This is a genomic window from Sphingomonas oleivorans (assembly GCF_003050615.1).
Lineage (GTDB): Bacteria > Pseudomonadota > Alphaproteobacteria > Sphingomonadales > Sphingomonadaceae > Sphingomonas_H > Sphingomonas_H oleivorans.
The window spans coordinates 37630-49963 of the sequence record NZ_NWBU01000015.1 but is presented as its reverse complement, the minus strand read 5'-3'; the positions used below and the strand labels follow the sequence as shown (position 1 = coordinate 49963).

The 12334-nt window shown below is 66.5% G+C and carries 11 protein-coding genes and 1 pseudogene; 4 read left to right on the top strand and 8 right to left on the bottom strand.

Annotated elements, in window-relative coordinates; all coding sequences use genetic code 11:
- Positions 1-66 precede the first annotated feature (66 nt).
- Entirely contained in the window at positions 67-453 is a 387-nt protein-coding gene (gene hpxZ / locus CLG96_RS15220; protein WP_107969257.1) for an oxalurate catabolism protein HpxZ, read from the top strand.
- An 18-nt stretch (positions 454-471) separates the two neighbouring features.
- Here hpxZ and CLG96_RS15215 read toward each other — a convergent pair.
- The 3 genes and pseudogenes from CLG96_RS15215 to CLG96_RS15205 form a co-directional block, all read right to left on the bottom strand.
- Positions 472-702: pseudogene (locus CLG96_RS15215) on the bottom strand (TonB-dependent receptor family protein); the annotation flags it as partial.
- A 153-nt stretch (positions 703-855) separates the two neighbouring features.
- On the bottom strand, positions 856-1113 hold the full coding sequence (locus CLG96_RS15210; protein WP_107969119.1) for a hypothetical protein: 258 nt from the start codon (positions 1111-1113) through the stop codon (positions 856-858).
- A gap of 23 nt (positions 1114-1136) precedes the next feature.
- Positions 1137-3110, bottom strand: a complete 1974-nt coding sequence (locus tag CLG96_RS15205; protein WP_107969117.1) for a protein-L-isoaspartate(D-aspartate) O-methyltransferase — start codon at positions 3108-3110, stop codon at positions 1137-1139.
- Between the two features lie 182 nt (positions 3111-3292).
- Here CLG96_RS15205 and CLG96_RS15200 point away from each other — a divergent pair, with 182 nt between their 5' ends.
- The 3 genes from CLG96_RS15200 (at position 3293) to CLG96_RS15190 (ending at position 5419) form a co-directional block, all read left to right on the top strand.
- Positions 3293-3664, top strand: a complete 372-nt coding sequence (locus CLG96_RS15200; RefSeq protein WP_107969115.1) for a PRC-barrel domain-containing protein — start codon at positions 3293-3295, stop codon at positions 3662-3664.
- Positions 3665-3827: 163 nt separating this feature from the next.
- A complete protein-coding gene (fsa, locus tag CLG96_RS15195; RefSeq protein WP_107969113.1) occupies positions 3828-4481 on the top strand; it encodes a fructose-6-phosphate aldolase in 654 nt (217 codons plus the stop codon).
- Between the two features lie 11 nt (positions 4482-4492).
- Complete coding sequence (locus CLG96_RS15190) at positions 4493-5419, top strand: tyrosine recombinase XerC (RefSeq protein ID WP_107969111.1); 927 nt, start codon at positions 4493-4495, stop codon at positions 5417-5419.
- 3 nt (positions 5420-5422) lie between these two features.
- Here the strand turns inward: CLG96_RS15190 and cysK are convergent, their stop codons facing one another.
- The 5 genes from cysK to CLG96_RS15165 form a co-directional block, all read right to left on the bottom strand.
- Positions 5423-6343, bottom strand: coding sequence for a cysteine synthase A (gene cysK / locus CLG96_RS15185; RefSeq protein WP_107969110.1), 921 nt, complete (start codon positions 6341-6343; stop codon positions 5423-5425).
- Positions 6340-7617: an MFS transporter gene (locus CLG96_RS15180; RefSeq protein ID WP_107969108.1), complete on the bottom strand. Its 1278-nt coding sequence runs from the start codon at positions 7615-7617 to the stop codon at positions 6340-6342. The genes cysK and CLG96_RS15180 overlap by 4 nt, the downstream gene beginning before the upstream one ends.
- Positions 7618-7664: 47 nt before the next feature.
- Positions 7665-8486 carry an alpha/beta fold hydrolase gene (locus CLG96_RS15175; protein WP_107969255.1) on the bottom strand — a complete coding sequence of 274 codons (822 nt, stop codon included), beginning with the start codon at positions 8484-8486 and terminating at the stop codon, positions 7665-7667.
- 57 nt (positions 8487-8543) lie between these two features.
- Complete coding sequence (locus CLG96_RS15170) at positions 8544-9974, bottom strand: MFS transporter (RefSeq protein ID WP_107969106.1); 1431 nt, start codon at positions 9972-9974, stop codon at positions 8544-8546.
- A 77-nt stretch (positions 9975-10051) separates the two neighbouring features.
- Positions 10052-12325 (bottom strand): ATP-dependent helicase, encoded by a 2274-nt coding sequence (locus CLG96_RS15165; RefSeq protein ID WP_243395816.1) that lies wholly within the window; start codon positions 12323-12325, stop codon positions 10052-10054.
- Between the last annotated feature and the right edge of the window lie 9 nt (positions 12326-12334).

Sequence of the window (12334 nt, the reverse complement as noted above, 5' to 3'; positions counted from 1 at the left end):
GCGTGGGCCACCTTATTGCGGAGGCCATCGGGGGAACAGCAGGGAATGACGGTGGACGGAAGGCAAATGGTGATCGACGATCCTGAAACGCTGGCGGCGCTTGCCGAGGAGGCAGACCGCTATGAGGCGGCGCTGATGGCGAATGATGTGGATGCGCTCGACGATTTCTTCTGGAATTCGGAGCGCAGCGTCCGCTTCGGCGTGGGCGAGAATCTCTATGGCTTCGCGGAGATAGCGGCCTTTCGCCAGGCGCGGCCCGGCGGATCGCCCCAGCGTAGCCGGATCAGGACGAGCATCACCAGCTTCGGCCGCGATTTCGGTGTGGTGAATGTGGAGTTTCAACGGGAAGGCGCCACCGCGATCGGGCGGCAGAGCCAGACATGGGTGCGCTTTCCGGACGTAGGTTGGAAGATCGTATCCGCCCATGTCTCGCTGATGGGGGGCAGCCACTAGGTCGCCTCCTCCGATCGTTCAGAAGGTCGCGCGGAGGCCGCCATAGAAGGCGCGGCGCTCGACGGGATAGATGGCCGAGGCGGGCGTCGCGGCGACGACGGCGGAGATGTCGCCGATCGCCTTTTCACCCGTCAGGTTGCGCGCATCGAAGAAGAATGTGAGCCCCTTGCGGACCGTAGCCTCCGCGCTCAGGCCGATCAGCATATAGCCCGGCGCGCGGGCGCTGTTGCGATAATCCGCCCAGGCGCCGGCTTGTGGAGATTGCCATGATCATCGACCCAGGCCCGGACCGTGCCGAGGCCGGTGCAGAGCGTGATGCCGATGCCATGCCCCGCATGAAGCGGAGCCTATGCCCGGGACGGTCGCTTGTCGATGGCGCCGCGCGGGCCTTGCCCGACCGTCTCAGCGGCGGCGCTGCGCCCCTTCATGGTCGCTGCGCGTGGGGCGCATGTTCGGTTTTTCGTCATGCTTTTGAACATTGGTCAGGCCCGCGGATTCATCGAGCGCGCGCTTGAGCTCGTCGCGCGTGCCGACATCGGCAGCGATCGTTCCGCCGCTCCGTCCGATCACCGAGGGGGCGGGTTCGGTGCCCTCGATCAATTTGGAATCGTCGTGGCGGCGCGCCGTTTCGGTGCGGTCCTTGTCCTGTTTCGCAGTCATCGTCTCTCTCCTGATGATCTATCTCAGAGGCCGAAGGGATAGGTTTCCTCCGGCCCGACTTCCTGGCGCGTTGGCAGCGGCGTGACCGCGCTCGTATTGTCGAACCAGACGAAGGCGTCGAACTGGCGGGGCAGGATCGCCTCCGAATAATGGCTCCACCGTTCGGTCTCGGGCCGGTAGATGACGCCGATGAAGCGTTCGAGCCGGGGCTCGAGCAAGCGCCGGCGCAGATCCGGATGCCGGTTCTCGCGCAGGTCCAGCAGGAAACGATCGACGCCACTGTCATGCGCCAGCCGCTCATAGCTATCGGGGCGGGAGGGATTGATCGTCTTCACCTCCATCGGCGCGTCCCATTCGCTCGCCGCCGCAACGGTGCCGTCATGCGTGCCGAAACCGATCAGCGCCGCCTCGTCGCCGAAATCCTGCCGGCAGAGCTGGCCGATATTGAGCTCGTCGCGCGTCATGCCCATGCCGGTGAAGCGGGCATCGCCGATATGCGAATTATGCGCCCAGACGACCGCCTTCGCCTGCGGGCCGCCTGCCGCGAGCAGATGGCCCAGCGTTTCGAACATATGCGTGTCGCGCAGATTCCAGGAATCGGCGGCGCCATAATACATTGCCCGATAATAAGCCTCCGCATTGCGTACCAGCCGGGCATTCTGCGTGGCATCGAGAAAATCCCAGCCGTCGGCGGCGGCATAGGCGCTGTGTTTTTCGATCAGGTCGCGCAGCATGCCGACAACCGCCTTCTCGCAGGGCGCATAGCCGGCGCTGAGCGCCATGCGGCCGTAAGTGGCGGGATCGCTGCTCCAGGGCGTGAGGCAGCCATAGCGCTCGCGCGCGACGCGTGCCGCCTCCGGATCGACGCGGTCGAGATAGTCGATCACGGCGCGGATCGAGCCGTTGAGATTGTAGAGATCGAGCCCGTAGAAGCCGGCGCGACGATCGGGCGGCAGGGCAGCATTATGTTCGCGGAGCCAGCCGATGAAGGCATCGACATCGGTGTTGCGCCACATCCAGGTGGGAAAGCGGCGGAAGGCGGGTTCGCCATCCCGCGCGGGCGGCTTCAGCCGGACATGGCGATCGATGGTCGTGGCATCGGGCCAGTCGGCCTCCACCGCGACGATGGTGAAGCCATGTTCCTCGATCAGCCGGCGCGTGATCGCGGCGCGCGCGCGATAGAATTCGGACGTGCCATGGCTCGCCTCGCCCAGCAGCACGACGCGGGCATAAGCGAAGCGATCGAACAGGCGGCCGAAGGCGGGATCGTCGAGATCGGGCAGCGGTTCTGCCGCTTCGGCAATGAGCTCCGCCGTCTCGCGCGTATCGACCAGCAGGTCGGTGGCGCGATCCTCCGGCCAGCCATGCGCGCCGATCAGCGGCACGAAGGAGACATCACCCAAAATTTCCTCCTCGAACGCTTCCTCCCCCGTACGCGTGATGCGGATCAGCTTCTGAATGTCCGGATCGCCCACCGGGATGATCAGCCGGCCGCCGATGGTGAGTTGCTCGCGCAAGGGATCGGGCACGATGGGGCTGCCCGCCGAAACCAGTATCGCATCGAAGGGGGCGGCTTCCGCCCAGCCGTCGGTGCCGTCGCCGGTGCGGATCCGGACATTGTCATAGCCCAGCCGGGCAAGCCGGTCGCGCGCGATCTGGGTGAGCTCGGCATGGCGCTCCATCGCATAGATGCGGGCCGCGATCCGGCTGAGGAGGGCCGCGACATAGCCCGAGCCGGAACCGACCTCGAGCACGGTATCGCCCGGGCCGATCGTGGCCGCCTCGATCATGGCGGCGACGATGAAGGGTTGGGAGATGGTCTGGCCCGCCTCGATCGGCAGGGGGCTGTCCTCATAGGCGAATTCACCGAGCGTTTCCGGTACGAAGCTTTCGCGCGGAACGACCCCCATCGCCGCAAGTACCCTTTCGTCGCGCACCCCGCGCCGGGCGATCTGCTGTTTGACCATGGCGCTTCGCCGGGCCGCGTATGTCGCCATCCAATCTCTCCGAAATCCCAGGCCTAGCAACGAGTTGGGCTCCGGCTGGTTCATCCGCCGGAGCTGCGGCCGGGCGATTCCGTGCCACCGCCCGTCGCAAAGGCGTTCGGGCTGGGACATAGGCCCGGCGCAATTCGTTGATCGGGCGCCGTTCATCGAACGGACGGGTAAGGAGACCTTCCATGGCACATGAAGATGTTGCAATCGACGAAACCGACCGGCTGATCGCTTCGAACAAGGTGGAAGGCACGGCAGTCTACAACCGCCAGGGCGAGCGGCTTGGCACCATCTATAATTTCATGGTGGATAAGCGCAGCGGGAAAGTCGAATATGCCGTCCTGCAATTTGGCGGATTCCTGGGCATCGGAACGGAAAATTTTCCGCTTCCCTGGGATGTGCTGGACTATGATCCCGATCAGCGCGGCTATGTGGTCGATATCGACAAGGAAGTGCTCGAAAAGGCGCCGCGTTACCGCGAGGGCGAGGAGCCGAGATATGATCGCGACTATGGGCGGGAGGTCTATTCCTATTATAATATAAATTATCCTTATTGAGCCTGAAGGGCGGCTAGGGCGGCGGATTTCACGTCGCCGCCCTGCCTGAAGGCGGAGAATGGGAAGCGGATGGCAGACGGCGCCTGACGGCGTGCGTTTCCGTGGCGGGCGCCAGACGCTATAGCGCCGGCAGAATCACTCCCTTTCCCATCGAGGCCCGCCAATGAAATTCTTCGTCGATACCGCCGACACCAAGGAGATTGCCGATCTCGCCGCTACCGGCCTGCTCGACGGCGTCACGACCAATCCGACGCTGATTCACAAGTCCGGCCGCAAGTTCCTGGAGGTGGTCGAGGAGATCTGCTCGATCGTGCCGGGGCCCGTCTCCGCCGAGGTGGTGGCGCTCGATCATGAGGAGATGATGCGCGAGGCCGCGATATTGCGGAAGATCGCGGATAATGTGGCGATCAAGGTGCCGCTTACGGTCGACGGCCTCAAGACCTGCAAGAAGCTGTCGGACGAGGGCGTGATGGTGAACGTCACCCTCTGCTTCTCGGCCAATCAGGCGCTGCTCGCTGCCAAGGCGGGTGCCACCTTCATCTCGCCCTTCGTCGGCCGGCATGACGATATCGGCTTCGATGGCATGCAACTGATCGCCGACATCCGGCAGATCTACGACAATTATGATTTCGGCACGGAGATTCTGGTCGCGAGCGTGCGTCATCCCATCCATGTGCTGGAATCGGCCAAGATCGGCGCGGACGTGATGACCGCGCCGCCGGCGGTGATCCGCTCGCTCTTCAAGCATCCGCTGACCGACAAGGGGATTGAGGGCTTCCTCGCCGACTGGGCCAAGACGGGCCAGTCGATCGGCTGAGCCGGGGCGCGATGGCCGGTCCCGCCCTCGACGATCATCCCGCCCGCCTGATCGCAGCGGACTGGGGCGCGCATCTGGCGCGCGACCGGCGCCGGTCCGTCCATACCATCCGCGCCTATGTCGCGACGGCGCACCGGCTGGTGAACTTCCTCGGCCGGCATCGCGGCGAGGCGATCGGCGTGGCGATGCTGGCGCGGGTGGAGGCGGCGGAACTGCGCGCCTATCTCGCCCAGCGGCGGGAGGAGGGGATCGGCAACGCATCGGCCGCGCGCGAGCTTTCGGCGGTGCGCGGCTTCCTCGCCTTCGCAGCGAAGCAGGCGGGCGGAGAAGTCGCATTGCCCCGGCTCCGGGGGCCGCGGGTGAAGCGCGGCGCGCCGCGGCCGCTGTCCCCCGCCGATGCGGTGGCGCTGGCGGAAGATGTGTCGGACGAGGCGCGCGCGCCTTGGATCGGCACGCGGGATTTCGCGGTGCTGCTGCTGCTCTATGGCGCCGGGCTGCGCGTGGGCGAGGCGATGGCGCTGACCGGCGCGGCCTTGCCGCTCGGCGATACGCTGGTGGTGACGGGCAAGCGGGCGAAGACGCGGATCGTGCCGCTGATCGCGCCGGTGCGCGATGCGATCGAGGCCTATGTCGCGGCCTGCCCCTATCCGACGGGGCGCGAGCTGCCGCTGTTCAGGGGCGCGCGCGGCGGGCCGCTTTCGGCCGATCTCATCCGCCGCGCCGTGCGCGCCGCGCGCGGGCGGCTGGGACTGTCCGAGCGGACGACGCCCCATGCGCTGCGCCACAGCTTCGCCACCCATCTGCTCGGCCGTGGCGCGGACCTGCGCGCGCTGCAGGAATTATTGGGCCATGCCAGCCTGTCATCGACGCAGGTCTATACCGGCGTCGATGCGGCGCATCTGCTGGACGTCTATCGCAACGCCCATCCCAGGGCCTGAGCCTTATTCCGGCAGGAAATCGGGCACGGAAAGATAGCGTTCGCCCGTGTCATAGTTGAAGCCGAGGATGCGCGCGTCGGGCTCCTCCTTCAGCTTGTGCGCGATGGCGGCGAGCGTCGCGCCGGAGGAGATGCCGACGAGCAATCCTTCCTCGCGCGCGGAGCGGCGGGCATATTCCTTGGCATCCGCCGGATCGACCTGAAGCACGCCATCGAGCAGCGCGGTATGCAGGTTCGCCGGGATGAAGCCCGCACCTATGCCCTGGATCGGATGCGGGCCCGGCTGGCCGCCCGAGATGACCGGCGACAAGGTGGGCTCGACCGCGAAGACCTTGAGCCCCGGCCAGGCCTTTTTCAGCACCTCCGCCGCGCCGGTGATATGGCCGCCCGTCCCGACGCCGGTGATCAGGATATCGATCGGTTCATCGCGGAAATCGGCCAATATCTCCTGCGCGGTGGTACGGACATGGACGTCGATGTTCGCGGGATTTTCGAACTGTTGCGGCATCCAGGCGCCGGGCGTCTGCTCGACGATCTCGATCGCGCGCTCGATCGCGCCCTTCATCCCTTTTTCGCGCGGGGTGAGATCGAAGGTCGCGCCATAGGCCAGCATCAGGCGCCGGCGTTCCAGCGACATGGATTCGGGCATGACGAGGATCAGGCGATAGCCCTTTACCGCCGCGACCATGGCAAGGCCGATGCCGGTATTGCCCGAAGTCGGCTCGACGATCGTGCCGCCGGGCTGGAGCTTGCCGCTCCTTTCCGCATCCTCGATCATCGAGAGCGCGATGCGATCCTTGATCGATCCGCCGGGATTGGAGCGCTCGGACTTGATCCAGACTTCGGCGCGCGTGCCGAACAGCCGCTGGATGCGGATATGCGGCGTATTGCCGATCGTCTCGAGGATATTGGCGGCTTTGGTCATATCGCTTGCTCCTGTCCGGGGGCGTCTTGGCGCGTCTTCGGTGGATCGAAGGTACGGGCGTTCTTGAGTTCGGGAAAGAGGCGGGCCCAGAGGAAGGCGATCGCGACGGCGCCGGCGCCGCCGAACACCACCCCCGCGATCGGCCCGACCAGCGCGGCGAGGAAGCCGGATTCGGCCTCGCCCAGCTCGTTCGATGCCGAGATGAAGAGGGTGGAAACGGCGCCCACCCGGCCGCGCATCGCATCGGGCGTGTGGATCTGGATCAGCGACTGGCGGACATAGACCGAGACCATGTCCGCCGAGCCCAGCAAAGCGAGGCAGAGGAGCGACAGTGGCATCGAGCGCGACAGGCCGAACAGGACCGTCGCCGTGCCGAACACGCCCACCGCCGCCAGCATCTTCATCCCTACATCATGGCGCAGCGGCCGGAAGGCGAACCACAGCGCCGTCAGCGCCGCGCCGATCGCGGGCGCCGCGCGCAGATGGCCGAGCCCTTCCGATCCGGCATGGAGTATGTCGCGCGCGAAGATCGGCAGCATCGCGGTGGCCCCGCCGAGCAGCACGGCAAAGAGATCGAGCGAGATCGCGCCCAGCACCAGCCGGTTGCGCCGCACGTAGCGCAGCCCGTCGACCATCTGGCTCCAGGGATTGGTCGTTCCGTCGAGCGCGGAGCGCGGCACCGGGCCGATCAGCAGCAAAGCGAGGAAGGCGGCGCCGAACAGGCCGCTCGCCACCAGATAGGGCAGATGATGGCCATGGGCGTAGAGATAGCCACCCGCCGCCGGGCCGATGATGCCGCCCGTCTGCCATGCGATCGAGCTCATCGCGATGGCGGTCGGCAGCAGCGCGCGGGGTACGAGATTGGGGGCGAGCGCTTGAAGCGCGGGGCTGGCGAAGGCGCGCGCGACGCCGAGCAGCGCGGCGACGACGAACAGCACCGGCAGCGTCGTCGCATCATAGCAGGCGAACAGGCCGAGCATTGCCGCGCAGCCCGCCTCCAGCAGCAGGGCGGCGCGCGCGATCCAGCGCCGGTCGATCCGGTCCGCCGTCCAGCCGACGACGAGGGTGAGGAGCAGCAGCGGCACGAATTGCGCGACGCCGACGAGGCCGAGCTGGAAGGCGGCCTCCCACGTGGACATCGTCCGGCGCGCAATATCATAGACCTGCCAGCCGATGACGACCACCATCGCATTCTGCGCGAGCGTCGTGGCGAGCCGGGCGGCGAAGTAGAAGCGGAAATCGCGAAAGTCGAAAGGGTGATCCTGCCGCGCCATGAGGGGCGTCTAGGCCGCTTTCGGGCGGCGCGGCAACAAAAAGTCTATCAGGATGCTAGAAATTCGAGCAGATCGGCCGAAAGCCGATCCTTTTCGGTGATGTTCAGCCCGTGTGGCGCCCCGTCATATTCGATCAGCCGGCTATGGCGAATGCCGGCGGCGGCCTGACGGGCGGAAGGATCGATCGGCACGATCCTGTCCCCGGTGCCATGGATGATCAGCGTCGGCACGGTGAAGGCGGGAAGGTCGGGACGGAAGTCCGTTTTGCCGAACGCGTCGACGCAGGCGACCGTGCCCTTGAGCCCCGCCTGGAGCGCGAGGATCAGGAAATGATCGAGCACCTCCTGGCTCACCGGGCTGGTGATATAGCCGACGCCATAGAAATTCTGGGCGAAGCTGGCGAAGAAATGCGGCCGATCCTTGAGGATGCCGGCCTTGATCCCCTCGAACACCGAATCATCCGCGCCATCGGGATTGGTCTCGTCCTTGCGCAGATAGGCGACGACGGAGGCGACGAGGCCTGCCTTGATGATCTTCCTGTCCGAATGGCGGGAGAGGTAACGCGCTATCTCTCCGCCGCCCATCGAGAAGCCGATGATGGTGGCATCCGTGACCCCCGTCGCATCGATCACCTCGGCGAGATCATCGGCCAGCATATCATAATCATAGCCGTTGAAGGGCTGGCCCGACCGGCCGAAGCCGCGCCGGTCATAGGCGATCACGCGATAGCCGGCATTGGCGAGGAGGAGCGCCTGATCGTCCCAGCTGTCGGCATTGAGCGGCCAGCCATGGGTGAGGATGACGGGCCGGCCATCGCCCCAATCCTTGACGTAAAGCTCCACGGAATCGCGGGTCTTGATGTAGGGCATCATGTCCTCCCTCGGCCTGGCGTTTGATCAACGCCGGGAGGTCGGATGGTTTCCGGATCAGATGTCGGCGATTTCCTGCACCGGCGGATTGCGGATCGCGGGGTTGAGGCGGGCGACGCTGCACAGGCCGGCGACCATCGCCAGCCCAGCCGCGAGGAGCGCGGGCACCGATCCCCCGCCGATGCCGAGCGCGAGCAGCGCCGCCAGCAGCGTCGCGCCCAGCGTCTGCCCCGTCAGCCGGGTCGTGGAGATGAGGCCGCCGGCCGAGGCGGCGCGCTCGCGCGGGGCGGATCCGATGATGAGCCGCGCATTGGGCGAGAGAAACAGGCCGAAGCCCGCGCCGCACAGCGCCATGCGCCAGGCGATGTCAATCCAGGCCGGATCGGCGGGCAGCCAGGCCATGAGCAGCAGCCCGGCGGTCGCGATCGCCATTCCGATCCCACCGAGCAGGCCCGCCGGAAAACGATCCGAGAGCGCGCCGGCGAGCGGGGCGACGAACAGGCTCGTCAGCGGCCAGGGCGCGATCAGCGCGCCGACCTCGCCGGGCGAGAAGCCGAATTCATGCTGCAGCCGGAAGGGGAGCGAGAGCAGGAAGGTCATTGACGCGATGAAGGTGGTGAAGGCGCCGGCGACCGAAAGCGCGAAGACGGGACGGCCGAGCAGATCGACCGGCATCACCGGCTGTTTCTCCCCCAGCTCGCGGCGGACGAAGATCCAGCCGATGACGAGGCCGGCTACGACGATCGCGGCGGAAACGACCGGCGAGCTGCCATGGACCAGCGCCTCGAGCCCGCCGATGACGAGGCCGAAGGTGAGCGCGCAGAGCAACGCACCGAGCAGATTATAGGGCGCGTCATGCGGCTCGGGATCGGGCAGCGCCCGGCCGAGCAGCAGCGCGAGCAGCGCCAGCGGCGCGCCCATAGCGAACACCCATGGCCAGGGCGCGACGCCGAGGATGAAACCGCCGAGGGTAGGTGCGAGCGCGCCGGAGCTCGACACGACGACGCCGTTGACGCCCAGCCCTCGACCGAGCTGGCGCGCGGGATAGACCGTACGGATCATGGCGGTCGAGACGCTGAGCGAAGCGGCCGCACCCAGCGCCTGCGCCACCCGCACGACAAGTAGGAAGGGCAGGCTCCGCGCGAAGAAGCATAGCAGCGTGGCGACGAGGAAGAGGAACTGGCCATATTGGTAGAGCCGGCGATGGCCGATCCGGTCGCCCAGCGCCGAGAAGGGAAGCAGCGTCATCACCAGCGCCAGCTGATAGACGGTAACGACGAGGACCGCCGCCGATCCGGCGACGCCGAGATCGCGGGCGATGGTGGGAAGCGCCACGGTGGCGATCGTGCCGTCGATCACGACCAGCGCGGTGCCGAAGGAGATTGCGGCGATAGCCCGATAGCGGCGGGGAAGGGGAAGCCCGTCCCGCGAGGCGGCGGATGCGGTGCCGGCGAGCCTGTCGAAATCTGCGGAAGCAAGATCCTTCATGCCGCTGCGTCCTCTCCGTTCGACTCCGTTTTCAGAGCATTTTCTATCTGATCGCGCTCATCCCGAGCGTAGTGATTTCATGCAGGTGTGACGAAGCTGTCGAGCACGCGCTTGCGACCGGCATGTTCGAAATCGATCTCCAGCTTGTTGCCGTCTATCTCCGCGACCGCGCCATAGCCGAACTTGCTGTGGAAGACGCGCGCGCCGATCGAGACGTCGCTGCGCGGCTTGGCGGCGAAGCTGACGGCGGATGCCCGGCTCTCCACGACGCGGCCTGGCTGGCTGCGCATATTGCCAGCGACGGCTGCGCGCTGCCAGCCGGGGCCCCGGCCCGTGCCGCGGGCGATGTCGCCGAACGGATCGCCCTGTTCGGACCATTGGGCGCGCCACAGCGATTCGCCGCCCGACATGGTCGTCTCGCTTTCGATATTGGCGGGCGGAAGCTCGCCTACGAAGCGGGAGGGGATGGAGGAGGTCCACTGGCCGTAGATGCGGCGATTGGCGGCATGGAAGATGATGCACTGCCGGCGCGCGCGCGTGATCGCGACATAAGCGAGGCGGCGTTCCTCCTCCAGCGAGGCGGTGCCGCCCTCGTCCAACGCGCGTTGCGAGGGGAAGACGCCTTCCTCCCAGCCGGCGAGGAAGACGGTGTCGAATTCCAGTCCCTTGGCGGCATGGATCGTCATGATCGTGACCTTGGAGCTCTCCCGGTCCGCATCATTGTCCATGACGAGGCTGACATGTTCGAGGAAGGCGGGGAGGGTCTCATATTCCTCCATCGCCCGGGCAAGCTCGGCGAGATTTTCCAGTCGCCCGGCGGATTCGGCCGAGCGATCGGCCTGGAGCATCGCCGTATAGCCCGATTCGTCGAGCATCTGCCGGGCGAGCTCGGCATGGGGCAGGGCAGACAGCCGGTCGCGCCAGCGGGCGATGTCGCCCACCAGATTGCCCAGCGAGCGGCGGGCGGCGCCAGTCAGCTCGTCCGTATCGAGGATGCGCGCGGCGGCGAGCGTCAGTGGAATGCCCTGCGCGCGGGCGAGCATGTGGAGCTTGGCGACGGCCTTGTCGCCAAGGCCGCGCTTGGGAACGTTGACGATGCGTTCGAAGGCGAGATCGTCCGCCGGCTGGGCGATGACGCGCAGATAGGCGAGCGCATCGCGGATTTCGGCGCGCTCATAGAAGCGGAAGCCGCCGACGATGCGATAGGGCAGGCCGATCGCGATGAAGCGGTCTTCGAGCTCGCGCGTCTGGAACTGGGCGCGGACGAGGATGGCGACATCCTCCAGCCTGCCGCCGCGGCGCTGGATCGCCTCTATCTCGTCGCCGATGCGGCGGGCTTCCTCCGGCCCGTCCCATACGCCGACGATCCGGATCTTCTCGCCTTCCGCAACGTCGGTCCATAGCGTCTTGCCGAGGCGGCCGCCATTATTGGCGATCAGGCCCGAGGCGGCGGCAAGGATGTGCGGCGTCGATCGGTAATTCTGTTCCAGCCGGATGACGGCGGCGCCGGGAAAATCCTTCTCGAACCGCAATATGTTCGCCACTTCCGCGCCGCGCCAGCTATAGATGGACTGATCGTCGTCGCCGACGCAGCAGATATTCTTGCGCTCCTGCGCGATCAGGCGGAGCCAGAGATATTGGCTGGAATTTGTGTCCTGATATTCATCGACCAGCACATATTTGAAGCGCTGCTGATAGAGCGCCAGCACGTCGCGATGCGTCTTGAGGATGGTGAGCGTGTGGAGCAGCAGATCCCCGAAATCGCAGGCATTCACGGCGCGCAGCCGATCCTGATAGGCGCGGTACAGCTCCTGCCCGCGCCCGTCGGCGAAGGTCTCGCTCTCGCCCGCGTCGATATCGGCGGGGGGCAGCCCGCGATTCTTCCAGCGATCGATGATCCCGGCGAGCTGGCGCGCGGTCCAGCGCTTCTCGTCTATCCCGGCCGCGATGATGAGCTGCTTGAGCAGGCGGAGCTGATCGTCCGTGTCGAGGATCGTGAAATTCGATTCGAGGCCGACCAGCTCGGCATGGCGGCGGAGCATCTTGGCGGCGATTGCGTGGAAGGTGCCGAGCCAGGGCATGCCTTCCACCATATCGCCCAATAGGCGGCCGATCCGTTCCTTCATCTCGCGCGCCGCCTTGTTGGTGAAGGTGACGGCGAGGATTTCGGATGGCCAGGCGCGGCGCGTGGCGACGAGATGGGCGAGGCGCGCGGTCAGCGCCGCCGTCTTGCCCGTGCCCGCGCCGGCGAGCACGAGCACGGGGCCCTCGGTCGTCAGCACGGCCTGGCGCTGCGGTTCGTTCAGGCCCTGGAGATAGGCGGGTTCGGCGGAAGGGAGGGTGCTGGTCACCGGCGAACA